General features: G+C 69.6%; 22 protein-coding genes. 14 read left to right on the top strand and 8 right to left on the bottom strand.

The features are described 5' to 3' along the window. Positions 1–16: 16 nt before the first annotated feature. Positions 17–985 carry a L,D-transpeptidase family protein gene (locus OG349_RS13535; protein ID WP_327234857.1) on the bottom strand — a complete coding sequence of 323 codons (969 nt, stop codon included), beginning with the start codon at positions 983–985 and terminating at the stop codon, positions 17–19. Between the two features lie 186 nt (positions 986–1171). Here OG349_RS13535 and OG349_RS13530 point away from each other — a divergent pair, with 186 nt between their 5' ends. Next, complete coding sequence (locus OG349_RS13530) at positions 1172–2773, top strand: acyl-CoA mutase large subunit family protein (RefSeq protein ID WP_327234856.1); 1602 nt, start codon at positions 1172–1174, stop codon at positions 2771–2773. A gap of 66 nt (positions 2774–2839) precedes the next feature. Next, on the top strand, positions 2840–3511 hold the full coding sequence (gene leuE / locus OG349_RS13525) for a leucine efflux protein LeuE (protein ID WP_327234855.1): 672 nt from the start codon (positions 2840–2842) through the stop codon (positions 3509–3511). A gap of 9 nt (positions 3512–3520) precedes the next feature. Here the strand turns inward: leuE and OG349_RS13520 are convergent, their stop codons facing one another. Beyond that, positions 3521–4108, bottom strand: coding sequence for an HAAS signaling domain-containing protein (locus OG349_RS13520; protein WP_327234854.1), 588 nt, complete (start codon positions 4106–4108; stop codon positions 3521–3523). Beyond that, positions 4105–4461 carry a PadR family transcriptional regulator gene (locus OG349_RS13515; protein ID WP_327234853.1) on the bottom strand — a complete coding sequence of 119 codons (357 nt, stop codon included), beginning with the start codon at positions 4459–4461 and terminating at the stop codon, positions 4105–4107. The genes OG349_RS13520 and OG349_RS13515 overlap by 4 nt, the downstream gene beginning before the upstream one ends. 206 nt (positions 4462–4667) lie before the next feature. Here OG349_RS13515 and OG349_RS13510 point away from each other — a divergent pair, with 206 nt between their 5' ends. Then, complete coding sequence (locus OG349_RS13510) at positions 4668–6194, top strand: hypothetical protein (protein WP_327234852.1); 1527 nt, start codon at positions 4668–4670, stop codon at positions 6192–6194. After that, positions 6191–8515 carry a glycosyltransferase gene (locus tag OG349_RS13505; RefSeq protein ID WP_327234851.1) on the top strand — a complete coding sequence of 775 codons (2325 nt, stop codon included), beginning with the start codon at positions 6191–6193 and terminating at the stop codon, positions 8513–8515. The genes OG349_RS13510 and OG349_RS13505 overlap by 4 nt, the downstream gene beginning before the upstream one ends. A 72-nt stretch (positions 8516–8587) precedes the next feature. Here OG349_RS13505 and OG349_RS13500 read toward each other — a convergent pair whose 3' ends face one another. Both OG349_RS13500 and OG349_RS13495 read right to left on the bottom strand, forming a co-directional pair. Next, positions 8588–9946 (bottom strand): polysialyltransferase family glycosyltransferase, encoded by a 1359-nt coding sequence (locus OG349_RS13500; protein WP_327234850.1) that lies wholly within the window; start codon positions 9944–9946, stop codon positions 8588–8590. After that, positions 9946–10926: a glycosyltransferase family 2 protein gene (locus OG349_RS13495; RefSeq protein WP_327234849.1), complete on the bottom strand. Its 981-nt coding sequence runs from the start codon at positions 10924–10926 to the stop codon at positions 9946–9948. The genes OG349_RS13500 and OG349_RS13495 overlap by 1 nt, the downstream gene beginning before the upstream one ends. Positions 10927–11113: 187 nt before the next feature. Between OG349_RS13495 and OG349_RS13490 the strand changes: the two genes are divergently transcribed. The 4 genes from OG349_RS13490 (at position 11114) to OG349_RS13475 (ending at position 15887) form a co-directional block, all read left to right on the top strand. Next, the gene (locus tag OG349_RS13490) at positions 11114–12436 is read left to right on the top strand and encodes a DUF6716 putative glycosyltransferase (RefSeq protein ID WP_327234848.1); all 1323 of its coding nucleotides are present in this window, start codon (positions 11114–11116) and stop codon (positions 12434–12436) included. 122 nt (positions 12437–12558) lie between these two features. Beyond that, positions 12559–13824 (top strand): acylneuraminate cytidylyltransferase, encoded by a 1266-nt coding sequence (locus tag OG349_RS13485; protein ID WP_327234847.1) that lies wholly within the window; start codon positions 12559–12561, stop codon positions 13822–13824. A 9-nt stretch (positions 13825–13833) separates the two neighbouring features. Beyond that, positions 13834–14760, top strand: a complete 927-nt coding sequence (locus OG349_RS13480; protein ID WP_327234846.1) for an N-acetylneuraminate synthase family protein — start codon at positions 13834–13836, stop codon at positions 14758–14760. A 5-nt stretch (positions 14761–14765) separates the two neighbouring features. After that, complete coding sequence (locus tag OG349_RS13475) at positions 14766–15887, top strand: hypothetical protein (protein WP_327234845.1); 1122 nt, start codon at positions 14766–14768, stop codon at positions 15885–15887. 282 nt (positions 15888–16169) lie between these two features. Here OG349_RS13475 and OG349_RS13470 read toward each other — a convergent pair whose 3' ends face one another. After that, positions 16170–16604 (bottom strand): hypothetical protein, encoded by a 435-nt coding sequence (locus OG349_RS13470; protein WP_327234844.1) that lies wholly within the window; start codon positions 16602–16604, stop codon positions 16170–16172. A 280-nt stretch (positions 16605–16884) separates the two neighbouring features. After that, complete coding sequence (locus OG349_RS13465; RefSeq protein ID WP_327234843.1) at positions 16885–17517, bottom strand: hypothetical protein; 633 nt, start codon at positions 17515–17517, stop codon at positions 16885–16887. A 161-nt stretch (positions 17518–17678) separates the two neighbouring features. On the opposite strand from OG349_RS13465, the gene OG349_RS13460 reads away from it, so the two are divergent. The 4 genes from OG349_RS13460 (at position 17679) to OG349_RS13445 (ending at position 19815) form a co-directional block, all read left to right on the top strand. Beyond that, on the top strand, positions 17679–18539 hold the full coding sequence (locus OG349_RS13460) for a helix-turn-helix domain-containing protein (protein WP_327234842.1): 861 nt from the start codon (positions 17679–17681) through the stop codon (positions 18537–18539). Positions 18540–18545: 6 nt separating this feature from the next. After that, complete coding sequence (locus OG349_RS13455; RefSeq protein ID WP_327234841.1) at positions 18546–18758, top strand: DUF397 domain-containing protein; 213 nt, start codon at positions 18546–18548, stop codon at positions 18756–18758. A 572-nt stretch (positions 18759–19330) separates the two neighbouring features. Next, positions 19331–19468, top strand: coding sequence for a hypothetical protein (locus OG349_RS13450; protein ID WP_327234840.1), 138 nt, complete (start codon positions 19331–19333; stop codon positions 19466–19468). Between the two features lie 14 nt (positions 19469–19482). Continuing rightward, positions 19483–19815, top strand: coding sequence for a hypothetical protein (locus OG349_RS13445; protein WP_327234839.1), 333 nt, complete (start codon positions 19483–19485; stop codon positions 19813–19815). 377 nt (positions 19816–20192) lie between these two features. Here OG349_RS13445 and OG349_RS13440 read toward each other — a convergent pair whose 3' ends face one another. Further along, complete coding sequence (locus tag OG349_RS13440) at positions 20193–21572, bottom strand: IS1380 family transposase (protein WP_327234838.1); 1380 nt, start codon at positions 21570–21572, stop codon at positions 20193–20195. A 921-nt stretch (positions 21573–22493) separates the two neighbouring features. Here OG349_RS13440 and OG349_RS13435 point away from each other — a divergent pair. Both OG349_RS13435 and OG349_RS13430 read left to right on the top strand, forming a co-directional pair. Further along, on the top strand, positions 22494–23741 hold the full coding sequence (locus OG349_RS13435) for an amidohydrolase (protein WP_442806247.1): 1248 nt from the start codon (positions 22494–22496) through the stop codon (positions 23739–23741). A 236-nt stretch (positions 23742–23977) separates the two neighbouring features. Beyond that, complete coding sequence (locus OG349_RS13430) at positions 23978–25045, top strand: BMP family lipoprotein (RefSeq protein ID WP_327234836.1); 1068 nt, start codon at positions 23978–23980, stop codon at positions 25043–25045. The last annotated feature ends 136 nt before the right edge of the window (positions 25046–25181 follow it).

The following is a 25181-nucleotide window of genomic DNA, read 5'->3' as shown; positions in this document are numbered from 1 at the left end:
CGGAATGTGGGTGGGACTACCAGTAGATGACTACCTTGTCGCCTGTTTTGACCTCGGCGAAGAGCTTTGCGATTTTTGGCTCGTCCCGTACGTTGACGCAGCCGTGTGACGCTCCGCTGTAGCCCCTGGCCGCGAAGTCCGCCGAGTAGTGGACGGCCTGGCCGCCGCTGAAGAACATCGCGTACGGCATCGGGGTGTCGTACAGCGTCGAGACGTGGTGCCGGGACTTCCAGTACACCGTGAACGTGCCCTCGCGCGTGGGCGTGTACTCCGAACCGAAACGCACATCCATCGAGGACACGCGTGTGCCGTCGACCATCCACGACAGGGTGCGGCTGTTCTTGCTGATGCACAGCACCCGCCCCTTGAGGCACCGGGGATCGGGCGCCGCTACCGGCCGTTCCGTCGGCGGCCACAGTTCGTCGCGGGTCGGCTTCTTCGTCATCCCGAGCAGTTTCTGCCACGTGACGCTGTCCGTCGTGCCCGTACGGGACAGTCCGCGCTTGCCCTGGAAGGACGAGACGGCCGTGGCGGTGACCGTGCCGTAGTAACCCGTCGGCGTGCGGTCGAAGTGGCCGATCTGCCGCAGCCTCGCCTGGAGTTCGCGCACCTGGTCGCTCTCGGCTCCACTCGCCATCACCGTCCTCGGCTTCGCCGCGCCGGGCGAAGGGGGAGGGGCGGAGGACGGTGTGCGGGCGGAAGTGGAAGTGGAAGTGGAAGTGGAAGTGGAAGTGGAAGGCAATACGGAAGGGGGCGGCGCCGCGGTCGGCCGGGCGGCGGGGTTCTTCGACGGCCTCGGCGGCGCGGAGGGCGACGGCGTACCGGACGCGGCCCCGGGCGTGGCAACCGCCGCCGTGCCGCCGCTCCCCGGCTTGCCGTCAGCCCCGGCCGGCCGGCCGTCGCTCGGCCGCACCGTACAGCCGACACCCACGGCCAGCACGGCCGCCGTCGCGAGCCCTCTGCGCAGTGCGGAGGTCCTGAGCATCTTCGCTCCCCTTTTTCTCCCTCTGAGTCATGAATTCCAGTGGCAACTCCCCGGAAAGAAACCGCTTCACACCCGGCGCACCCTCCGGCCTCCGGAAGATCTCGGGCATGGCGGGCCCCGGTGTTTCCCTCTCGGCGCCGATCATGGGCGCGGACAGCACTCATACGGACACAGAGGCCCTGGACCATGGCACCCGACCCCCACACCCCCCGCTTCACCGAGAGCGGTCTCCCCATCCACCCCGTCTACGGCCCCGCCGCCCTCGACGGCTGGGACCCCGATGGCAAGCTCGGCGCGCCCGGCTCGTACCCCTTCACCCGGGGCATCCGCCCGACGATGTACACCGGCCGCCCCTGGACGATGCGCCAGTACGCCGGGTTCGGCACCGCAGCCGAGTCCAACGCGCGCTACCGGCAGCTCATCGCGCACGGTACGACCGGCCTGTCCGTCGCCTTCGACCTGCCGACCCAGATGGGCCACGACAGCGACGCGCCGCTGGCGAGCGGTGAGGTCGGGAAGGTCGGGGTCGCCGTCGACTCCGTGGACGACATGCGGGTGCTGTTCGACGGCATTCCCCTCGACCAGGTCTCCACCTCGATGACGATCAACGCACCCGCCGCGCTGTTGCTGCTGATGTACCAGCTCGTCGCCGCGGAGAAGGGAGTTCCGGGAAGCGCCCTGACAGGCACGATCCAGAACGACGTGCTGAAGGAATACATCGCCCGCGGCACCTACATCTTTCCGCCGGAACCCTCCCTGCGGCTGGTCGCGGACATCTTCACGTACTGCCGTACGGAAATGCCGCGCTGGAACACCATCTCGATCTCCGGCTACCACATGGCGGAGGCCGGCGCCTCGCCCGTGCAGGAGATCGCGTTCACCCTCGCCGACGGCATCGCGTACGTACGGACCGCTCTCGCCGCCGGGATGGACATCGACGAGGTCGCGCCCCGGCTCTCGTTCTTCTTCGTCTCGCGGACGACGCTGCTCGAAGAGGTCGCCAAGTTCCGGGCCGCCCGGCGGATCTGGGCGCGGATCATGCGTGACGAGTTCGGCGCCAAGGACCCCAAGTCGCAGATGCTCCGCTTCCACACCCAGACGGCAGGGGTCCAACTGACCGCGCAGCAGCCGGAGATCAATCTGGTACGGGTCACCGTCCAGGGCCTGGCGGCGGTCCTCGGCGGCACCCAGTCCCTGCACACGAACTCCTACGACGAGGCCATCGGCCTCCCCACCGAGCGCGCCGCGCGCCTCGCGCTCCGTACCCAGCAGGTGCTGGCGTACGAGACGGACCTCACCGCGACCGTCGATCCCTTCGCCGGCTCGTACGCCGTGGAGGCGATGACGGACGAGGTGGAGGCGGCGGCGGTGGCGCTGATGGCCCGGGTCGAGGACCTGGGCGGGGCGGTCGGGGCCGTCGAACGCGGCTTCCAGAAGGCGGAGATCGAGCGCAGCGCGTACGACGTGGCCCGGCGGACCGAGAGCGGCGAGCGGGTTGTGGTGGGGGTCAACCGCCACACACTGGACGCGGACGAGGCGCCGTACGAACCCCTGCGCGTCGACCCGGAGATCGAGGCCCGGCAGGCGGCGCGGCTGGCGCGGCTGCGCCGGGAACGCGACAGCGCGGCCGTGGCGGTGGCGCTCGCGGACCTGCGGCGCGCGGCGGCCGGCCCGGACAACGTGCTGTACCCGATGAAGGAGGCCCTCAAGGCGCGCGCGACGGTGGGTGAGGTGTGCGGGGTGCTGCGGGAGGTGTGGGGGACGTACGTGCCGACCGACGCCTTCTGACCCGGAAGGCGCGGACGCCGCGAACCCGGATGCGTAGTTACGAACAGGTCTGCGAGACTCGCGCCCATGTTGGGTGTCACGGATCTGCCGACCTATCTCGTCGGCCTTGTGCTGATCGTCCTGCTGCCAGGACCGAATTCGCTGTACGTCCTCTCCGTCGCGGCCCGGCGCGGGGTCCGCGTCGGGTACCGGGCGGCCATGGGGGTCTGGTGCGGCGACACCGTGCTCATGGTGCTGTCGGCGGCGGGGGTCGCCTCGCTGCTCCAGGGCAACCCGCTGCTCTTCGGGATCGTGAAGTACGCGGGCGCCGGGTATCTGGCGTGGCTGGCGGTCGGGATGCTGCGCGCGGCCCGGTCGCTGTGGAAGAGCCGCCACGAGCGGGCCGGCGAGGGAGGGGCGGACGGGACGAGCGCTGAGGGTACGGCCCCGGAGGTGGTGGAGCGTCCGTACCGCCGGGCCCTGCTGATAAGCCTGTTCAACCCCAAGGCGATCCTCTTCTTCATCTCCTTCTTCGTGCAGTTCGTCGACCCGCACTACGCGCACCCGGCCCTGTCGTTCGTCCTGCTGGGCGTCCTCGCGAATGTCGCCAGCGCGCTCTATCTCTCCGCCCTGATCTTCGGCGGCACGCGGCTCGCCGCCGCCTTCCGCCGCCGCAAGCGCCTCTCGGCGGGCGCGACGACCGTGGCGGGCGCCCTGTTCCTGGGCTTCGCCGTGAAGCTGTCGGTGAGCAGCGTGTAGGTCCGTCCGTCAGGGCCGGGTCGCGGTGGGGGAGAGGGGCGGCGGGAAGTCCGACGGCGGGGAGTCGGCCCCGGCGGGCGTCCCGGGGACCGACGGGGTCGAGGTCGGGCCGCTCGGGACCGACGGGGCGGGGCCGGACTCCTGGCTGACCGTGCCGAACACGCCGAACGCGCCGAAGACGACAACAACGGCCGCCGCCACGCCGCCGAGCAGCAGCGTCCCGCGGCCGGATCTCCGTGCCTCCGCCTTCCGCGTTTCCTCCACCGGAACCGGAACCGAGGCCGGAACCGAGGCCGGAACCGGGGCCGGAACCGGGGCCGGAACTGGGGCCGGACCGGCCTCCTCCACCACCGGGATCGGGATCGGGCTCGTCCTGGTCCCCAGCTCCGCCGCGACGATCTCCGCAGGCGGCCCCAACCGCGCCAGGATGCCCCGTACCGCCTCCGCGTCGAGGGTCTCCACCTCGTCCATGGCCGCGTCGATGTGCTCCCGGATCTCCTGCCTCAGCTCCGTGCGCCGGTCCTCCGGCAGGAACGTCGACGCGGTGTCGAGGCGCCGCATGTACTCCGCGATGAGCTGATTCCGTACCGACGTCATCCGTGCTTCTCCCCGGTCTCCAGCAGTTGGTCCACGGCGCTCCGGAAGGGCGCCCACTCGGCGGCGAAATCCGCCAGCGCCTGGTGGCCGGTGGAGGTCAGCGTGTAGTAGCGGCGCGGCGGCCCTGTCCCGGACTCGCGCCAGGAGGTGCTCACCAGCTCTTCCTTGCGGAGGCGGGAGAGGAGCGGATAGATCGTGCCTTCGCTGGTGACCAGCCCATGGGCGTCACACAACTCCCTGACCAGCTCGAAGGCGTACTTCTCACGGTCGCGGAGCAGTGCGAGGACGCAGAACTGGAGGACACCGCGCCGGAGTTGGCTGACTCCGGGGCGCGTCCCGCCGACAGGTACCATGCAGTGCAAGGTACCTGTCGGTCTCCAGGAGGGCAACCTCCCGCCCCCCCCGGCCGACCGGCCCGTACGCGCGGCTATTTCCACTCCGGATCGTCTCGTTTCCCCCGTCGACGGCCCCAGTTCACCCAAGGGTCGTCCGCGTTTCCTAACGTGACGCCGACCCGCCATCTGTCAGCGGGACAGCAGACGCTTGGAGCAGGATGACAATGGCCCGCAACAGATGGCCGAGGGTGCGCAGCTCGGAGACCCCGGTCGTCGCACCCGACGGCACCGCAGACCAGGCCCGGATCAGGCCGACCGAGCTGGACGAGTGCCTCCGTGCCTGCGCCGTCCACAGCGGCAAGCTGGTCGCCGGCCTCGACCGGCGGCGTGTGGAGCTCGCCGAGAAGCTCCGGCACGCGCTCGCCACCCACGCCCTCGCGGAGTCCGGCGGCACGCCCGCCCGTGCCTCGTCGGCCGGCAGCGCCGCCGCCGCCCTGCTCCGCCGGGGCACCAGCGCCGTCGGCGTCTCGGGCCCTGCCCTCGGCGGGGACCTGCTCGACGCGCTGCTCGCCGTCGGCAACAAGGCGCTGGAGTGCAAGTACGACGACGAGCTGAAGCTCGCCCTCCTCATCAGCGACACCGTGCTGACCCAGCGCAAGAACTCCCGCGCCGGATGGCGCCTGCGCGCCAGGACGCTGGAGGCGTTCGGCAACGAGTCCGCCGCCATCGAGGCGTACGACCGCTACCTCGCGCTCACCGACGAGGACGGGTTCGGCGTCGCGACCAGGACCGCGGGCCTGCGCGCCGGCCGCCAGTACCAGGCGGAGCTCCTGGCGCAGCTGAAGAGCGAGCGCCCCAGGTCCGCGCTGTACTCGCACGGCCAGCCCACCGACACCTGGGCCGAGGGCCTGGTCCTGCACGACCGCGGCGACTGGGAGCAGGCCGAGCTGCGGCTGATCGGCGCCCTGCTCACCATGGCCGGCGACGGCACCCCGGTGCCCGACCTCCAGGACGCCATCGCCCACTACCTCGACCTGCGGATCTCCGTGAACGGCGGGGACGCCTCCGAGCTGCGCGACCTCGTCGGCCTCTACGCCGAACAGCGAAGGAACCGCATGCGCGGCCCGGTCGCCGACCCCACCTACGGCGGCGTCGAGTGGCTCAGCCTCGGCGAGTTCCGCAACCAGATCGCCGGCAAGTCCATCTGCCTGATCGCCAACTCCCAGAGTGTAGGACGCGGTTCGATCGGCCGGGAGATCGACGACTACGACCTGGTCGTCCGCTTCAACTCGTACAAGATCGACGCCCCGGCCACCGGCAAGCGCACCGACATCCACGTCTCGATCCACAAGCACAGCTTCAACTGGGACCAGAAGGTCACCACACGGCTGATCTTCGGCGGGATCTCGGGCGACTGGAAGCACTCCGTGCGCAACCGCCTGGTCCCCGGCGCGCAGACCTACCTGGGCGACGAGTCGCTGCGCTGGCCGCTGCGCAACATCGGCCAGATCGGCGCGAGCGTCTGGCCGTCCATCCCCACCAGCGGCTTCAACATGCTCTGGCTGCTGGACTTCCTGGACGTCAGCCCGCGCCTGGACCTGATCGGCTTCGACTTCTACGAGAGCGGGGCGTACCGGCTCCAGGAGGCGATGCGCATGCCCATCACCTCCGTGCACGAATACACCACCGAGAAGGCGTGGGTCATGGAGCGTGCCCAGAGCGTGAACGACACGAGGATATCCCTGCGATGACCACCACCACCTTCTCCGGCGTGGCCCCGGCCGACACCTCCACCAACGCGCTGACCGGCAAGCGGCGTATCGCCTTCGCCAGCTTCGTGGACGAGAACTACCTGCCCGGCTTCCTGGTGCTGCTGCGCAGCCTCGCGCTCTCCAACCCGGGCGTCTGCGAGGACTTCATCGTCCTGCACGACGGGCTGCGCCCCGCCTCGGTCGCCAAGATCCGCGCGCTGCACCCGCGGATCGACCTGCGCCGCGTCGACGCCGAGCGGTACGAGTCGTACGCCAAGGGCGACCAGGACAACTACCTGGTGCGCAAGGCGTATTTCATCCTCGACGTGTTCCGTATCCGGGACTACGACACCGTGATCACCCTGGACACCGACATGGTGGTCCTCGGTGAGCTGGGCGACCTGCTGAAGCTCCGCGAGGGGCTCGCCGCCGTCCCGCAGTTCTTCTACGGGCAGCACAAGCTCAACAGTGGCCTCCTGGTGATCCAGAAGGAGTACCTGAGCGACGAGTTCTGCGCCCGGATCGACGCCACGGGCCGCTCGGGCGACTACGAGCTGGACAAGCACGACCAGGGCATCCTCAACGCCGTCCTGGACGGGGACTTCGTCCAGCTCGACGCCCGCTTCAACTTCGTGAAGCGCCGGCTCTCGGGCGACAAGGAAGTGCCGGAGGACACCGCGATCCTGCACTTCACGGGCCGGCACAAGCCCTGGCAGGGCGGCGAGGCGGGCTACAGCAAGGGCGAGGACCGCTGGCGCGAATACGTCATGTCCGACGCCGAGTTCCACGCGGCGTACATGTCCGGCGGCGGCACCACCCACCACGACCTGCTCGTGCACTACGGCACCCCGCACGTCGCCCGCACCGGCGACGTGGAGAGCGCCCGCCGGGTCGCCCTCGCGCACATCGGCGCGGGCGAGTTCGAGGACGCGGTGCGGGTGCTGTCCTCCGTCCACATCCCCGTCGACTCGTCCTGGCCGCACGAGGTCTACGGCCACGCGCTGATGAGCGTGTCCCGGTACGAGGAGGCCGAGGCGCAGCTGCTGCTGGCCAGCTCCGCCCCCAACCGGGCGGCGACCGCCTTCTCCCGGCTGGCCCAGATCGCCTGGATCCACAACGACGACACCACCGCGGGCGACTACGCGATGGAGGGGCTGCGGGTCGACCCGACCCACCGGGCGAACCGGCTGATGCGGATCCGTACGTCCGCGGTGCCCGCCCAGCGCGAGGGCGCGCCCGAGGACCAACTGGCCCACGTGGCGTTCTACATGCCCCAGCAGGGCAACGCGGGCGACAAGCTGCTGCCCGAGTCGGTACGGCTCACCTTCGGCGAGGACACCGGCAACCGCCGCTGGCACTCGGTCCACGCCCACCGGCTCTTCGACGAGGAGGCGCTGGAGCGGGTCAACGCCCGGCGCGGGCTGGTCATCGGCGGCGGCGGCCTGTTCATCCCGGACACCGCGCCCAACGGCAACAGCGGCTGGCAGTGGAACGTACCGGACGAGCGCCTGAACCGGATCGACGTACCGATCGTGGTGTACGCGGTCGGCTTCAACGCCTTCGACGGCCAGTCCTACCGGGCCGCGCGCTTCCACTCCAGCGTGCGCCAGCTCGTCGAGCGCTCGGCCTTCTTCGGGCTCCGCAACCACGGATCGATCGAGAAGGTCAGGGCGCTGCTGCCGCCCGAGCTCCAGGACAAGGTGCGCTTCCAGCCCTGCCCGACCACGGTCACCCGCCAGCTGGTCCAGGGCTGGACCGACCCCGCCGTGCGCGAGAACACGATCCTGATCAACGCCGCGTACGACCGGGCGGGGCTGCGCTTCGGCCACGACTACGCGCACTTCCTGGCGGAGATGGCGAAGGCGATCAAGGCGCTGGGCGCGCACGCCGAGGTCCAGTGTGTGGCGCACTCGCTGGACGACGAGAAGATCGCGTTCGACCTGCGGCGCCAGCACGGCATCTCGCTGCCGGTGATCCCGATGTACGACTTCGAGAACGACGAGATCAGGGACCTGTACGCCCGTACGAAGCTGGTCATCGGGATGCGCGGCCACGCGGGCATGATCCCGTTCGGCTGCGGGACGCCGATCATCAGCCTGATCTCGCACCCGAAGATGACGTACTTCCTGTCGGACATCGGGCGGCCCGAGTGGGGCGTGTCCGTGCACGACAAGAACCTCGGCGCGGTGCTGACCGAGCGGGCCGTGGGGCTGCTGGACGACCACGCCGCGTCCGTGGCGGATGTGCACGCCCGGCAGCAGGAGCTGTGGAAGATCACCCAGGCGAACGCGTCCGACCTGCGGGTCATCCTGGGGGCATGACGGCGGGCGCCGGGCGGGCCGTGTGAACGGCCCGCCCGGCGCCCGGAGTTGTTCCTCGCACGATCCCGGGGCTCAGTCCCCGCGCAGGACCGTCCTGCGCAGCTTCTTCGCCCGGCGCACCATCCGCCGGGCCGTCGCGTTGCGGGGCAGCCGCGCCAGCTGGGCCGGCACCCCGCCCGGCAGGCCGAGCCCGGTCAGCCGGCGCCGCTTGAAGTAGCGCCACGTCCGCTCGTCCAGGTGCCGGGAGAGGTACGCCTCCGCCTCGCCCCGCAGCTCCGGGTATATCTGCGGCTGCATCGCGAAGCCCACGGCCGCCAGCAGTCCCGGCAGGTGGGGGTCAGGGCGGTGCGTGCCCCGGTCGTCCAGCGGCGGCAGCAGCGCGTCCACGATGGTGATCGGCACCCGGTTGCTGTTCTGGTACGGGGCCAGCCGGTCCAGCAGGATGTCGGTGCCGACCCGCGCCACCGGCAGGCCGTAGAACGCGGACGCCGTGAACAGGGCGGTGGAGAAGCACCCCACCACCAGCGCCGGCTTGATCCGCCGGAACAGCACCTCGGCCAGTACGGGGGAGTCGAGGACGGTCAGTTCGACCCCGGCGCTCTCCGCCTCGCTCTCCAGCAGCCGCGACCAGACCGCGGGCGCGGCCGGATGCGGCTTGAAGATCACCCGGGTGTGCCCGAGGGCCGCCGCGCCCTTCACCATCCGTACGTGCAGCTCCTCCTCCTCGCGCTCGGTGAGGATGCCGAGCGCCGAGAGGTACTGGCCCAGGAGGAGGGCGGGAGCCACCGCCGGAGTCTCGAACTGCTCCTCCGCGTCGGCGAGTTCGTCCAGCACGTGGACGAACGCGTCCGTCGGCACCAGCTCCGGCTCGACGCCGAACTCGGTGAGGAGCCGGGGGGTGAGCCCCGGCACGAGGTCGAGGTGCAGCAGCCTGCGCACCCGCCCGCCGATCAGCGGGTCGATCTTGGAGCGGGTGGGGCCGTAACTCATCAGCCCGTCCGCGTACACCTCCATCGAGGCGCCGCCGAGGATCTGCGCGATGGCCTGCGCGGGGTTGACCTGGATCGACTCCACGATCAGCTGGAGGTCGTCGTCACCGAGCCCCCACGCGAGCCGCAGGTGGCGCTCCCAGAGGGGCAGGTCGTCGGGGCGGGGCTCCCAGACGGCCGGGTGGAAGGGCGCGATGGTCTCGTTCCACGACACCAGGTCGTCGAAGCGGCGGCGCAGTCGCGCGAAGCCCGGCATGTCGCTGACGGACGGGGTGAGTTCGGGCGTACCGGCGTTGTTGCTGACGACCAGCAGCCGACGCCCGGCCGGCCGGTAGAGCCCCGCGTCGATCGCGGCGGCCAGCGTCGCGGCCCCGTACAGCGTGGACACGCAGAAGATCTGCGTCGTCTCCCGCGCACCGGTCACAAAAGGCGAGGTCACCATCACGCGGCCGCCTTCGCGGCCGACATGGATCGCTTGCCCAGGCGGCGCAGCCGCTCCGAGCGCTCGAAGTCCATCGAATCCAGTGCTTCTTTCAAAATGTCCTGGGGAAGCCGTTTCAGGGCGGCGGCGCTCAGGGAACGCAGCTTTTTCGCCACCGCCGGTTCGAACCGTTCTTTCGCCCCCAGGTGGTGGGCGATGATCGCGCAATAGGTGCGCACGGCCTTGGACAGGAACCGGTCGGCGTCGGCGTCCTTCGCCGTCTCCTCGATCACCTCGTCGAAGGCCCGGATGAAGTCGAGCTGGCGTACGTCCCCGATCTGGGTCAGCGACGACGCCACCCCGCGCCGGTAGAACACCCCGAGCAGCCCGACGGCCGCGAAGGACTCCGCCTCGCGGTGCAGCCGCCAGATCCACGGCCGGTCCTCGGCGGTGCGCAGCCCGTGCGTGAAGTGCACCAGGCCCCGGTCGACGATGCGGCGGTGGTAGATCCCCGCCCACGCGTAGGCGTAGTCGACGGACGTGGTGCGGTGGGCGGGCAGGATCGCGTCGCGGGGGTTCAGGACCTCGCCGTGCCGGCCGACCGGGACCCGGTGGACCGTACGGGCCCTGCCGGTGAACTGGACATGATCCGTACGGACGAAGTCACAGCCCAGGGCCTCGGCGGCGGTCACCAGCTGGGAGTAGTAGCCGGGCGCCGCCCAGTCGTCCCCGTCCAGGAACGTCACGTACTCGCCGCGGGCCGCGTCGATGCCCGTGTTGCGCGCGGTGGCCAGACCGCCGTTCTTCTCATGTCTGAGGAGCACCGCTCCCGGAAGATCACGCTCCGCCCGTTCGAGTATTTCGGGAGTTCCGTCGGACGAACAGTCGTCCACGAGGAGGAACTCGAAGTCCTCACGGGCGTTGGCCCGCAGGCTTCTCAGTGTTTCGAGGGCATATGTCTGCACGTTGTAGAACGGCACGACAACAGAGAGCTTGACCACCCGCGTCACGCTAGAGGGCGCCTGATCTTCCACGCTGACATTCGGGCGCACGGAAGGTGAACGACGAGTGGCGGAATGATGAATCCAGTCGCTTCCGCCCCCCTGCCCCCATTCGTAGACGTGCTGTTAACCCTTTATTGCCGTTGAGTTGGGCTGACGAAGGGAATCACTTCCTAACGTCCAGGGCGTGCCATCACGTACCAGTCCAGCGGTCCGGGTCGCGGTGCTCGCCGACTCCGACACCCGGTGGAAATGGGGCGCGCTGACCGCGCGCCGCATCGCCCCGGAAGACCGCTCCGTCGAGCTCAGCGGGTTCCTGCTGCGCGGCCGAGCCACGCCCACCGCCCGACAGCTCGCCGAGGTCGGGGCGGACGCCGATGCCCTGCGCGAGATGACCGGTACCGCCTTCCTGAAGACCCTGCGCGAGGAGCCGTACGACATCGTCGTCCTGGCCCTCGTCGGCGGAGCCGTCCAGGCCATGCTCCACGGCATAGCGGCCCTCGGCCTGCCGGACCGGCCCCTGGTCGTCACCGGCTACGTCGGGGTCGTCTACGAGAAGCTCGCCGACGGACTGCTGCTGCGCCACGGCGCCGACGTCGTCCTCGCCAACTCCCGCTACGACGCCAAGCGCTTCCGCGAGGTGTACGAAGGGGTCGGCGCCGACGCCTCCTCCGTCACCGAAGCGGCCCTGCCCTTCCTCGCCGGCGAGCGGTACGTCCCCGAGGAGGGCCGCGACACCGTCGTCTTCGCCGCGCAGCCGTCCGTACCGGTGAGCCGCGCCGACCGTACGTACGTGCTCAAGCGCCTCGTCGAGCACGCCCGGCTGCACCCCCGCCGCGAGGTGCTCCTCAAGCTGCGCAGCAAGCCCGGCGAGCAGACGACGCACATCGAGGAGTTCCCGTACCAGAAGCTCGCCGAGCGCCTGCCCGGCGGCCTGCCGCCCAACTTCCAGCTCGTGTACGGGCACATGGGCGAGGTCCTGGACCGTACGGACCTCCTGGTCACCGTCTCCTCGACGGCCGCGCTCGAATCGCTGCACCGGCGCATCCCCACCGCGATCCTCACCGACCTCGGCATCCGTGAGCCGCTGGGCAACCACCACTTCATCGGCTCCGGCTGCCTCGCGTCCTGGGACCAGCTGGACGGCGGATACCGCCCGAAGGCCGACGTCGTCTGGGCGGACCGGCAGGGTGTCGCCGCCGACGGCGCGTACGAATCGGCCTTCGACCAGGCCCGCGCGCACGTCGCGCAGCTGCTCGCCGAGCCCGGACTGCCGCCGCTGCGCCCGTACTACACGGCCACCACCGCACCCGGCTACCTGCCGCCCCTGCTCGCCCGCTACCACCTGGCGGCCGACGGGACACCCCTCCCGGGCACCAGGGCCGAGTCGAGCGACGACTCCCGGATGCGGCGCGCGGTGCGCGAAGCCGTACGGGGAGCGGCGCGCGGCGCGTACCGGCACGGCGTGCAGCGCGTGGCCCCCGTCATCCGCCGCATGGGCGAGCTGTGACCGGCCCGGCCGCGCACGCGGCCGACCACACGACGCAACGACCCACGGACCGCCCGGTGGCCCGCCCTCCGGACCCGTCCACGGACCGGTCCCCGGGCCGGTCTCCGGACCAAGGAGCACAGATGAACGCCGTCCTCGCCGTGATCCCCGCCCGAGGGGGATCCAAGGGCGTGCCCGCCAAGAACCTCGCCCCCGTCGGCGGAGTCCCGCTGGTCGTCCGCGCGGTCCGCGCCTGCCTCGCCGCCCGGCACGTCACCGACGTCGTCGTCTCCACGGACGACGCGGCGATCGCCGACGTCGCCAGGACCGCCGGCGCCGAGGTCGTGCTGCGCCCCGCCGCGATCGCGGGGGACACCGCGACCAGCGAGGCGGCGGTCCTGCACGCGATGGACGCGTACCACGCGATGCGCGGAGTCACCGCCGAGGTCGTGCTGCTGGTGCAGTGCACCAGCCCGTTCATCACGGCGGAAGACCTCGACGGCGTCGTGACGGCCCTCACCGAGGACGGCGCCGACTCCGCCCTGACCGTCGCGCCCACCCACGGCTTCATCTGGCGCGACGACCGCACGGGCAGCACCGAGCGCGACGGCTACGGCGTCAACCACGACAAGGCCAACCGCCCCCGCCGCCAGGACCGGCCCCAGGAATACCTGGAGACCGGCGCCGCCTACGCGATGCGCGCCGCCGGATTCCGCGCGGCCCAGCACCGCTTCTTCGGCCGCACCGCGCTCGTCACCACCGACCCCGCCCGGGTCCTGGAGATCGACGACCCGCACGACCTGGCACGCGCCCGCGCCCTCGCGCCGCTCCTCGACCCGGCCGCGCTGCCCGTCCACGACGACATCGACGCCGTCGTCCTCGACTTCGACGGGACCCAGACCGACGACAAGGTCCTCATCGACTCCGACGGCCGCGAAATGGTCGCCGTACACCGGGGCGACGGCCTCGGCATCGCCGCGCTGCGCCGCTCCGGGCTGGAACTGCTCATCCTCTCCACCGAGCAGAACCCCGTCGTCGCGGCCCGCGCCCGCAAACTCCAGGTCCCCGTCCTGCACGGCATCGACCGCAAGGACCTGGCGCTCAAGCAGTGGTGCGACGAGCACGGCATCGCGCCCGAGCGCGTGCTGTACGTCGGCAACGACGTCAACGACCTCGGCTGCTTCGGCCTCGTCGGCTGGCCGGTGGCCGTCGCGAGCGCCCATGACGCCGTACGCGCCGCGGCGCGTGCCGTCACCACGACTCCGGGCGGCGAAGGGGCGATCCGTGAGATCGCCGCCTGGTTGCTGGGACCGGGACTCCACGTCCCGTCCCCGCAGGAGAAGACCCCCACGTCTCACGCTCTCCGCCCGAACGACACCCCCCACACGATCAACGCCCACGACAAGTAAGGACCTCTCATGAGCACCGACGCCACCTCCCGCCTGCGCACCCTCGGCACGCGGACCGCCGGCCCCGGTCGCCCCGTCTATGTCACGGGTGAGATCGGCATCAACCACAACGGCGAGCTGGACAACGCCCTCGCCCTGATCGACGTCGCCGCCGACGCGGGCTGCGACGCGGTCAAGTTCCAGAAGCGCACCCCGGAGATCTGCACCCCGCGCGACCAGTGGGACATCGAGCGCGACACCCCCTGGGGCCGGATGACGTACATCGACTACCGCCACCGCGTCGAGTTCGGCGAGGACGAGTACCGCACGATCGACGAGCACTGCAAGAAGCGCGGCATCGACTGGTTCGCCTCCCCGTGGGACACCGAGGCCGTCGCCTTCCTGGAGAAGTTCGACGTCCCCGCCCACAAGGTCGCCTCCGCGTCCCTCACCGACGACGAGCTGCTGCGCGCCCTGCGCGCCACCGGCCGTACGGTCATCCTCTCCACCGGCATGTCGACGCCGAAGCAGATCCGCCACGCGGTCGAGGTCCTCGGCAGCGACAACATCCTGCTCTGCCACGCCACGTCGACGTACCCGGCCAAGGCCGAGGAGCTGAACCTCCGCGTCATCAACACCCTCCAGGCGGAGTACCCGAACGTCCCGATCGGCTACAGCGGCCACGAGACCGGTCTCCAGACCACCCTCGCCGCCGTCGCCCTCGGCGCCGCGTTCGTCGAGCGCCACATCACCCTCGACCGCGCGATGTGGGGCTCCGACCAGGCCGCCTCCGTCGAGCCGCAGGGCCTCCAGCGCCTCGTCCGTGACATCCGCACGATCGAGGCGTCCCTCGGTGACGGTGTCAAGAAGGTGTACGAGTCGGAGCTCGGCCCGATGAAGAAGCTCCGCCGTGTTGCGGGCGTCGTCGCCGAGTCCACCGAGCCGGTCTCGGTCTGACGACCATGCCGACCCCCAGCGCGGGCAGCGCCCCGCACTCGCAAGCGATCGCGTTCGTCGAGAGCCCGGTCCAGCTGCTGAACGTGCTGGAGTGGGCCAGGACGGCCGTCGTACTGGACGGTGACGCGGATCCCCGTACCGGCGCCTCCCGCGCCGGCCGGGCCGACGCGCTCACCGTCGTCGTCCTGTCCCCGACCGACCCCATGTCGCGCGGCCAGCTCAGGCGGATGGCCGACCTGGCCCGCGACGAGGGGTTCACCGTGCGCTGGGAAGAGGCGCGGAGCGGGGCGGGGGCGCCGCTGCGGACCGTACGGCAGCTGACCCCGCTGCTGCGCAGGGCGGACCGGATCGTGATCGGCGATCCGTTCTCCCGGTACGTACAGCTCCTGCTCACGCTCGTCGGCGGCAAGCGGCTGACGGTCGTGGACGACGGCACGGCGACCATGGAGTTCATCGGCCAGGTCGCCCGCGGAGAGCGCCTGGTGCGCTGGCACCGGCGCGGCAGCGGACGCGGGCCGCGCGAGCTGGTCCTGGCCCCGGTCACCGCGGCGGCCCGGCGGCGGCTCACGCCGTCCGCCGACCGCCCGGTGGAGGTCTTCACCTCGATGCCGGTGGACGAGGTGCCGGAGGGCATCGAGGTCACACCGAACACCTTCGAGTGGACGAAGGCCACCTTCGGCCCGCCGTCGATCACGGAGACGGCGGACATGGTGGGCACCTCGCTGGTCGAAACAGGCGTGGTGGACGTGGACCAGTACATCGCGGCGGTCATCTCCCTGGCCCGTACGCACAACGCGGCCCGCTACTTCGCGCACCGCCGCGAGAGCGTGGAGAAACTCCACCGCCTCCACGGGGACACGGGCCTGGAGATCGTCCGCCCGGACCTCCCCCTGGAACTGATCGCCCGCCGCGGCCCCATCGGCAGCACGGTCCTCAGCTTCCCGTCCACGGTGGTCCACACCCTGCCCCTGGCCCTGGCGGGCACGGGCGTAAGGATCGCGGTCTGCGACATCGCCCCGGAATGGCTCAAGTCCTCGGCGTCCCCCCGGGCCCAGGGCTTCCTCTCAGGCGTCACCACCACCGCCAGAGACGTCCACCGCCTGTCCCGCATCCCGTCCCCGGCCTGACCGGCCGCACCGCACACAACGAAGGCCCGCGTCGCCTGCATCCCTCAGGCGTCACGGGCCTTGTCGTGTCCGAAGCGGTGCGGCTGCCCGGGGCGCGGCGGAAGACCCCCCAAGGCAGCGGACGGCTAGTCGTCGTCCGAGCCCCAGCCGCCGTCCTTGTCCTGCGTGTACTGGATACCCCCACCCATATTCGCGAAGCGATGGACACGCACGCGGGCGCCGCGCCAGGGGCGGGCCGAGGGAACGATTCACCATCCGACAGGGCCCGATGTCCGGCCAGGGTCAGACCACGATCATGGTGAAGGCCTGATTCTTGCGGGCGGGGCCCTTGGCGGTGCGCACCAGTACAGAGCTGGCACTGCTCCCACACACGGACTGCTTGGAACGCGCGACCTCGATGATGGAGTTCCGGTCGGCGCTCAGGTTCGGCGACACCAGGATCACCGCGGTGGTGACGTTGAACCCGGAGGCCGAGACGTTCACGCAGTACTCGCCCACACCCTTGCGCTGGACCGAGGTGACGCCCTTTCCCCGGATGAGCTTGCCCGCCGCGTCGACGACCGCCGCGGCCCGCGCGTACGGAGCCACCGCGACCGGAGCCGCGGCCGGGGCGGCGGGCGCCCTGTCCGGCACCGCGACCGCGACCGCACCCGCGGCGAGCACAACCGCCGCACCGGCCGCCACGGCGACAACACGCGATTTCCTGAAGACCGTCATGAGGAACCTCCCTTGCACACCTGACACTTGACTACCCACAGTGCCGAACGACTCCTATGGGTGACCAGACCGCAGGGGCACGTTCACTCGTACGAGAAACTCCGCCACCGGCGACCTCACCACCGCGCAACGTCGCAGCCGGTCGCACAGCGCCATAGCAGACTCCGCCCCTTCGCGGCGGGTCTCCGCCGCCCCGCCCACACCCTGACCCCACCCCGTCCCGCTCCGACCCGGATGGGTCCGTACCTATGCCGGCACCTCCGGCACCTCCGCCCCCACCTCACGCCCCACCGAGACCGAGCGCGTCCCCGAGTGGCACCAACGTGCAGCCGTGCAGCCCCATGACCAGCTGCGCGGCCACGACCCAGCGGACATCGGGGTCGGTGTAGGCGCGGGTGACCCCCTCAACGGCCCTGGGAAGCGGCCCACTTGGTACGTAACGGGCCCCGTGCACCCCACTGACCCGAGGCTCCCGCACACGCACGGCGACAAATGCGCCGCGCAGGTAGGGGCAGGCGCGAATGGACTTCGCGGCGCAGGGCAGACACACCGGCGGATGTGTCGCTGCCATGTCCTCCGGCCACCCGGGCCAGTCGCCACGCGCGTCCCTGAACAGCCAGAGCACCCCTAACTCGTCGCGGTCGGCGGGCCCCGCGCACACCTGGCACAACAGCTTCCGCATGGCCCGACGCTGCCGCAGCGGGTGAACCCCACCGAACTCGGGCCGTCCTTGGCCCTGTTTGAGCGGAGCACGTCTCCACAGGACGCCTTCCTGGTCGCGGTCCTGAAGGATCTCGTCGGGATACGCGACGCCGCCGCGCCGGGCTGTCACGAGGGGCGGAGCTGTGCGCTCCGCACTCCAGACGGTGATGTAGGGCACGACAGCGGGTCGACGCGGCGCGTCGTCGTTCATGTCATCTCCTCGGATTGGGTACGGACACCCTCCTATGGGTAGTCTGCATGCCGGGCCACCTAAAGTGTCAAGTACCCACTTGAGTGAGTGGCTAGGCTGTTGCCCGCACCGCCACGGGGCGGCAGACTTGTCGCGACAAGACGCAGGAAGGTGGGGCAAGCGTGCCCATCAACAGCAACCCGACGATCCGTCAGCGCCGCCTGGCGCGCCGACTGCGCGATCTCAGGACCGCTGCCGGTCTGACGCACGCCGACGCGTCACTCGTGCTCGGATCGGCCGAGTCCAAGGTGGGGCGCATCGAGAACGCTCAGTCGGGCGTGCGGCTGCCGGATCTTCGTGCCCTGATGGATGCCTATGGGGTGACTGACCCTGATGAGCGGTCTGCCATCGAGGAGTTGGCGCGTGAGGCCAAGCGAAAAGGCTGGTGGTCGCGGTACGTCAACACGGTTGATTCCGCATATGCGGCTTACGTCGCCATCGAGTGGGACGCGGCGGAAATCTACAATGTGGAAACCCAGTTGATCCCAGGGCTGCTGCAAACCCCCGCGTACGTCAAGGCGGTGATCGAACTGCAAGAGCCCCATTCCACGCCGGAGGCGGTGGACGTGCAGATCGAAGTGCGCCAGGAGCGCGCGAAGATCCTGACGCGCGACAACCCGCTTCAGCTGTGGGTCATCATCGCGGAGAGCGTCCTCCATCAACGTGTCGGCGGCAAATCGGTGATGAAGGAGCAGCTGGAATCTCTGATCGAGGCGAGTCACCGGTCGAATGTGCAGTTGCAGGTACTGCCGAGGGAAGACCCCATGAACGCCTGCCTGTTCGGTCCGTTCGTCATCATGAACTTCCCGGCCCCGACGGAGACCGACATTGCTTATACCGAGGCGCTCACCAGCGCGCTGTACTACGAAGAGGATTCCGAACTGGAAAGCTATGCAACGCTTTTCAGGCGGCTCAATATCGCGGCGGCAAACGCCGGCAGGTCACAGGAACTCATCTTGAACGCCCTCAAGGAAATGGTGTAGATCGTGATGTCACATGTCGTACCCGGTCAGATCTCCGCGCCGGAGTGGATGAAGTCCTCCCACTCCGGAAACAACGGCAACTGCCTGGAGGTCGCAGTCCTGCCCCACGGTAGCCGCGCGGTGCGCGACAGCAAGATCCCCGGGAGCCCCACACTGTTGTTCACCCCCACCCAGTTCACCGCCTTCGTGCGCGGCATCGCACATGGTCAGATCGGCTGACCCTCGATCGTGGATGAGCCGATAAGGAAAGCAGGCGGCGACCCATTCGTCACGGCCTGGGGCCATTTCGAGGAATGGCTACGCCAAAACGCCCCCGAAAACCACGAGACGCTGCGCCCGCCGGCAGAGGCCCATGACGTAGACAAGATCGGGAGCGGTCTTTTCCCTCTCCGTGGTGACCTGCGGAAACTCCTGATGCTTCACAACGGGTACGACACCATGGAGCATTGATGAGGGCGACAGCCAGTACGTCATAGGCTGCTCGGCGCATCAACAATGGATACCTTTCGCGCGATCCTCCGCCGGCGACGAACTGATGCTGGACCATCGCGACCAGGCTCACGGCGCCGTGCTCGCCTTCGATCACGGCACTGGCGGATACGAGATTGCGTGGACTTCCCTGACCGCGATGGTGACCGAAATGAATGAAGCGGTCCGAGGGCGGGGCGCTGCCGGTCCCTATCGTTGTCGGTTGCGCCCAGATTCGCGCACGATTGAGTGGTATCACCCGAGTTTTATCTGACCGGCGGATCAGTACAAATCCGTAGAGGGTCGGCAGATCGACCAGGAGCATGTCGGACCGCCCCGCCGCCACCCGCAGCAGATCCTGGTGGAAGTCCGCCAAGGGGCGGATCGCCGCCCCGGGCTCCAGCCGGTGGTTCTGGAAACCAGGAGTGGTCCCCATGGCCACCAACCGGCCTGATCAGTGAAGAGGATCCACGCAATGCTCAATCGATTGAATCCTGGGACCAGACTCGGTCTCACCGTCGCAGAAACGGTTGTCACGGCTTTCTTCGCCTTCTGCTGGCTTCTGCTCTCCTTCGCTATGTACGCGGAATCATATGATCTCGACCCGAGCGTCAAGGATCGCCCGGAAGGGCGTGAAACCATCGCCACGATGGCTTACTTGGCGATCGGCTCGCTATTGATCACTTGGATTTTCCGAGGGAACAAACGAGATGTGCTGCGCAACATTGTGGACAGCACCATTGTGCTGCGCTTTCTCGCGGTGGCCGCACTTTCCATTTTGATGTTCATCGACCTGGTCAATGGATGACGGGGGCCGCACCCTGACTTCCTCCCGGGCGCCATATCATCCCGCTGTGTCCGTCATGGTGATGTGGTCGGCTGCGGTAGTGCTGCCCGCGTTGCCCGGCCGCGGTAGCCTCGCCACCGGCGCCCGGACCTGGCCGACCCGTGGTCTCGGATGCCACCGTGGACCGCACACTTCGGGCCTGACGCCACTTTGCGGACCCGCCCTAGCCTCGATCGTTCATGAGTCCTCGTCGGTGTGCTGACGGGGGTTCTGTGTTTGCGGGGTGCGGTTTTTTCGGGGGTTGGGGCACGTTGACGGCCCGGTTGTCGCGTCGGGTGGGCGCCGGGTTCCACTTTCCGGTGGGTGGTGCCGATCGTTGGGGCGGTCGATGTGGCGGGTCAGCCGGGGCTCGGCAAGGCATTGAGTCGGTCGATTGCCTGGGTGATCTCGTCGGTCCAGGGCCACCGGGTGGTGAAGCGGAGCCAGCGGCTGCGGCCGGTGGTGACGAGTTGGGCGGCGGCGGAGAACAGCCGCAGGCGGAGTTTCTTGGGTTCCCAGCGGCGGGTTTCCGCGGTCAGGGCGAGCATCGGCATCCAGGCGAGGAGGTCGAGGGCGAGGGAGACGATCTCCAGCCAGATCCGGTTCTGTGCGGTGTCGTGCAGGGGCAGGTTGCGCAGGCCCGTGGCGCGGGCGTTGCGGATGCGGTCCTCGCAGCGGGCCCGTCTGCGGTGGCGGAGTTCGAGGTCGGCGAGCTGGCCGCCGGTGGTGTTGGTGGCGAAGCAGGTGAGCCGCAGTCCGTCGAGGTCGGTGAAGCGGAGCTGGGCGCCGGGGTGGGGTCGTTCCCTGCGGACGATCAGCCGCAAGCCCTTCGGCCAGGTGCTCAGGTCGGGTATGTCGGTGATCTCCGCGACCCAGGCGCCGGGCCGCTCGATGCCGTCGGCGTCGTAGGCCGGCGTCCACCCCTTCTCCGGGATCTTCAGCACGGCCTGGTGGATGGCGTCGGTGATGGTCATACCGACGGAATACGACAGCCACCGGCCGCGACGGGTGAGCCAGTCGAGGAAGGCGTGGGTGCCGCCGACGGAATCGGTGCGGATAAGTGTCTTGCGCCCCCGCCGCAGGTGTCTGGGCAGTTGTGCCAGGGCGAGTTGCGTGGTGGTGATGTGATCACTCGCGGTGTTGGAGCCGGCGTTGCCGGGCCGCAGCAGCGCGGCCACCGGCTCGCCAGACCCGGCTTGGCCGTGGTCGACGAACGCGACGAGCGGATGGTGGCCGAAGGTCCTCTTCCAGGTCGCGGTCGCGTCCTGCTTCTCGGAGTGCGCGAGGACCAGCACTCCGTCGATGTCCACGATCACCTGGCCGTCGGCGGCCGGACCGTCCTCGCCGGCCAACTCCCAGACCCGACTGCGGGTTTCGGCTCGCGCCGTTCGGATCGCGGTCAGGGCTTTCGACCCGGCCGCAGCCAGGGCATCGACCAGCCGGGAGACCGTCGGATCGGAGGCCACCAGCCCGAACACACCCGGTTCCGCCCGCAGCATCCCGACATCAGCCAAGCAGTCCCCACCCATGGCCGTCGCAAGTGCGACATCCAACAGGACCTTCCCCGGATTGTGCACCGCCCGCGGCTTGCGCCACGGCCCCAACGCCGTTGATATAGCCCGGTCCAGACCAGACTTGCGGATCGTCTCGACCAGCAGCACCGCTCCGGCTTGCGAGACCACCGAACGGCCACCGTCCCCCACGCGGACGTGTGGGTAGGACCCGGTATTCTTCTTCACCTGGGAAGTGCCTCCGACAGTGGCAGGAACAAGGACCTCGACAATCCTCATTCTTGCTGGTCAGAGGCACTTTTCGTAGAGCGGATCACCTGCTGGACAGCCGACTCGCGTGACTCTCAGCAGTCCAGCCAACGCACTCGATCTGCCTGACGGTGATGAGGCAAACGACCCTGTCCGCACCCCGGGTCCCGTTCTTTACCGTGCGGGCGACCTCATCGCTGCGAGCGTATCTCGTCCTGAGCAGCCACTTGCGCGACTTCCTATACTCCGCTTCACCTACGAAGTGCTCGAATCCTCGCGTCCGGCGGGACCCTCCGCGAATCCCAGCCTCGCACGTCAGCGGCACTTCCGACGCTAGGAATCAAGCGTTGCGCAGCCCAAGTGGTGAAAGTCCGAGGCTAGTGGAAGCCGGCCAGGGAGAACAGGGCCAGGACCGCGTTCTCCGTGTCGTATCCCTGCGCGGAGAGTAGTGCGCGGATGTGCTCCAGGCGGGCCAGATCGTGGGGGCCCGGCGCTCGATCGTCGCCTTGGCTTCCCCGAGCGGCCGGATTTTCGCCCCGGGCTCCGGGCCGGGCAGCACCTCGGCGAGATGGTTTTCCGTCCGCGCGGCCCGCCCGCGGAGCGGCTGCGTGCCCGACAGCGGTTCGTGCATGACACTCATGGCCGAACCGCACAGGATGAGCCGGCCACGGACCGTACGGCCGACTCCGGACCGGGAGTCATCGTACGCGGAGCGCTACGAGAGGCGGCGGCGATGGGGTGCGGGAGGGCAGGTGAGGCTGGAGCGCGGGGTGGGGAACGCCCGCTCTACCCACCCCGCCGTCTCACCATGCGGGCCGCTCGCCCAATTTTCGGCTGTGTGGCTGAAATTTTTGTTGATCGCTGGGTAGTTGACCTAGGAAGAGGCCTAATCTTCAGAAGGTGAACCACTTGACGTCCCGTGAGTCCGATGTTCCCCCGGCCGGCGAAGCAGCGTTGCCCGGTGCGCTTCCCGAAGGGTTGCGCGCCGAGCTGATCGCGTTCCGCCGGGACATGCACATGCACCCTGAGCTGGGCAATCAGGAGTTCCGCGCCACCGCCGCGATCAAGCGGCGGCTGGAGCTGGCGGGGCTGGAGCCCCGGGTGCTGGGCAGTGGGACCGGGCTCATCTGTGACATCGGGGAGATCGGGGAGGCGGGCGGGGTGTCCGCGCAGGGCGTGCGGCCCGTGCTGGCGATCCGTGGCGATATCGACGCGTTGCCCATTCCGGACACCAAGGTGGGCGTGGAGTACCGCTCCACCATCCCCGACCGCGCCCACGCGTGCGGCCACGACGTGCACACCACCGCCGTCCTCGGCGCCGGACTGGTCCTCGCCGACCTCCACCGCCGGGGCCTCCTGCCGAACCCGGTGCGGCTGATCTTCCAGCCCGCCGAGGAGGTCATGCCCGGCGGCGCTCTCGCCGCCATCGACTCCGGGGCCCTCGTCGGCGTCGGCCGGATCATCGCCGTCCACTGCGACCCCAAGGTGGACGCCGGCCTCATCGCACTGCGGGCCGGGCCCATCACCTCCGCCTGCGACCGCCTGGAGGTCTCCCTCGACGGCCCGGGCGGCCACACCGCGCGCCCGCACCTCACCACCGACCTGATCACCGCCATCGCCAAGGTGGCCGCCGAGGTGCCCGCGCTGCTCGCCCGCCGGGTCGACGCCCGTTCCGGGCTCGTCCTGACCTGGGGCCGTATCGAATCGGGCCACGCGGCCAACGTCATCCCGCAGCACGCGGAGCTGTCCGGCACGGTCCGCTGCCTGGAGCTCTCCGCCTGGCACGACGCCCCCGACCTGATCCACGCGGCCGTCGACGAGATCGCCGCGCTGCATCACGCCAAGACCGAGGTGACGTACGTACGGGGCGTCCCGCCGGTCGTCAACGACGTCGTCGTCACCGAACTGCTCCGGGACGCGCAGACCGCCCGCCGCGGGTTGTATGCGATCGAGGACACCGAGCAGAGCCTCGGCGGCGAGGATTTCTCCTGGTACCTGGAGCAGGTCCCCGGCGCGATGGCCCGCCTCGGCGTCCGGCCGCCCGGCGACAGCACGCGCTACGACCTCCACCGCGGCGATTTCGACGTGGACGAACAGGCGATCGCGGTGGCCGTGGAGCTGTTCACCGCCGCCGCGATGCTGGCCTGAGCAGGGGGTGTACGGATGTGGGGGGAGCGGCCGCACGACCCCCGGGACGGACGGCGCACGGCCCCGGGGAGCGCACGACTCCCCGGGGTGTCCGGACGGTCACCCGGGGTGCCCGCGCGGGTTCGAAGACGATCCGATAACGACTGGTGAACGTGTCTTTAACTGACATCTACGCGCGTTACGATCGGCGCGAAACCAGCGCCAACGGAGGCGCTTCCAGTGAAAGGGCCCCCCTCGTGCGCCGGGTATCCAAGATCGCTGTAGCGGGCATAGCCTCAGCTGCACTCGCCCTCACCGCCACCGCGTGTGGCAGTACATCCGCGGACAAGGCCAAGGATGACGCGGCCCCGTCGGGCTCGTCCTCCGCGAAGTCAGGTGTCAAGGTCGGCGTCGCCTACGACGTGGGCGGCCGTGGTGACCACTCCTTCAACGACTCCGCCGCGCGCGGCGTCGACAAGGCCAAGGCCGAGTTCGGCGGCGAGGCCAAGGAGCTGACGGCCAAGACCACCGACACCGAGGCCGACCGCGTCGACCGCCTGACGCAGCTCGCCGAGGCGGGCTACAACCCCGTCGTCGGCATCGGCTACGCGTACGCCAACTCGATGAAGTCGGTGGCCGCGAAGTTCCCCGCCGTCACCTTCGGCATCGTCGACTCGGTCGTCGACGCCCCGAACGTAGACAACATCGTCTTCACCGAGGAGCAGGGCTCCTACCTCGGTGGCGTCGCCGCGGCGCTCAAGACCAAGAAGGACCGCGTCGGCTTCATCGGCGGGGTCGACGTCCCGCTCATCAAGAAGTTCGAGGCGGGTTACGTCCAGGGTGTCCACGACACCAACCCGAAGATCAAGGTCGACGTCCAGTACCTGTCGCACGGCTCCGACACCTCCGGGTTCGCCAGCCCCGACAAGGGCAAGGCCGCCGCCCAGGGCATGCTCGACAACGGCGCCGACGTGATCTACAGCGCCGCCGGCTCCTCCGGCTCCGGCGCGATCGAGGCCGTCAACGGCTCCAAGGGCGCCTGGGCCATCGGCGTCGACTCGGACCAGTACAACCAGGTCTCCCTCGCCAAGTACAAGAGCTCGATCCTGACCTCGGTCGTCAAGAACGTCGACATCGGCGTCTACGACCTGATCAAGTCGATCAACGACAAGAAGCCGCTGGTCGGCACCAACGCCTACTCGCTCGCCAAGGACGGTGTGTCGCTCTCCACGAGCGGTGGCTTCATCGAGGACATCCAGCCCAAGATCGACGCAGCCAAGGCCAAGATCGTGGACGGCTCGATCAAGGTCAAGACCACCCCGTGACCTGCTCCGGCGCCCGGTTCTCCACCGGGCGCCGGTTCTGTGTACGGGCCCGGTGAAGGTGCTCCGCCCCACTTGCCGGGCCCATAACGATGTACCAACTCTACGCGCGTAGGCGTGAGTTGACACGCTAGCGTCA

This window comes from Streptomyces sp. NBC_01317, assembly GCF_035961655.1.
Lineage (GTDB): Bacteria > Actinomycetota > Actinomycetes > Streptomycetales > Streptomycetaceae > Streptomyces.
This window is presented reverse-complemented; position numbering and strand designations above follow the sequence as displayed.

Bases quoted from the DNA above. Each gene is read 5' to 3' on its own strand.
- OG349_RS13535 (WP_327234857.1), bottom strand. From the start codon at position 985: ATGCTCAGGACCTCCGCACTGCGCAGAGGGCTCGCGACGGCGGCCGTG.
- OG349_RS13530 (WP_327234856.1), top strand. From the start codon at position 1,172: ATGGCACCCGACCCCCACACCCCCCGCTTCACCGAGAGCGGTCTCCCC.
- leuE (WP_327234855.1), top strand. From the start codon at position 2,840: ATGTTGGGTGTCACGGATCTGCCGACCTATCTCGTCGGCCTTGTGCTG.
- OG349_RS13520 (WP_327234854.1), bottom strand. From the start codon at position 4,108: ATGACGTCGGTACGGAATCAGCTCATCGCGGAGTACATGCGGCGCCTC.
- OG349_RS13515 (WP_327234853.1), bottom strand. From the start codon at position 4,461: ATGGTACCTGTCGGCGGGACGCGCCCCGGAGTCAGCCAACTCCGGCGC.
- OG349_RS13510 (WP_327234852.1), top strand. From the start codon at position 4,668: ATGGCCCGCAACAGATGGCCGAGGGTGCGCAGCTCGGAGACCCCGGTC.
- OG349_RS13505 (WP_327234851.1), top strand. From the start codon at position 6,191: ATGACCACCACCACCTTCTCCGGCGTGGCCCCGGCCGACACCTCCACC.
- OG349_RS13500 (WP_327234850.1), bottom strand. From the start codon at position 9,946: ATGGTGACCTCGCCTTTTGTGACCGGTGCGCGGGAGACGACGCAGATC.
- OG349_RS13485 (WP_327234847.1), top strand. From the start codon at position 12,559: ATGAACGCCGTCCTCGCCGTGATCCCCGCCCGAGGGGGATCCAAGGGC.
- OG349_RS13480 (WP_327234846.1), top strand. From the start codon at position 13,834: ATGAGCACCGACGCCACCTCCCGCCTGCGCACCCTCGGCACGCGGACC.
- OG349_RS13475 (WP_327234845.1), top strand. From the start codon at position 14,766: ATGCCGACCCCCAGCGCGGGCAGCGCCCCGCACTCGCAAGCGATCGCG.
- OG349_RS13470 (WP_327234844.1), bottom strand. From the start codon at position 16,604: ATGACGGTCTTCAGGAAATCGCGTGTTGTCGCCGTGGCGGCCGGTGCG.
- OG349_RS13465 (WP_327234843.1), bottom strand. From the start codon at position 17,517: ATGAACGACGACGCGCCGCGTCGACCCGCTGTCGTGCCCTACATCACC.
- OG349_RS13455 (WP_327234841.1), top strand. From the start codon at position 18,546: ATGTCACATGTCGTACCCGGTCAGATCTCCGCGCCGGAGTGGATGAAG.
- OG349_RS13450 (WP_327234840.1), top strand. From the start codon at position 19,331: ATGTCGGACCGCCCCGCCGCCACCCGCAGCAGATCCTGGTGGAAGTCC.
- OG349_RS13445 (WP_327234839.1), top strand. From the start codon at position 19,483: ATGCTCAATCGATTGAATCCTGGGACCAGACTCGGTCTCACCGTCGCA.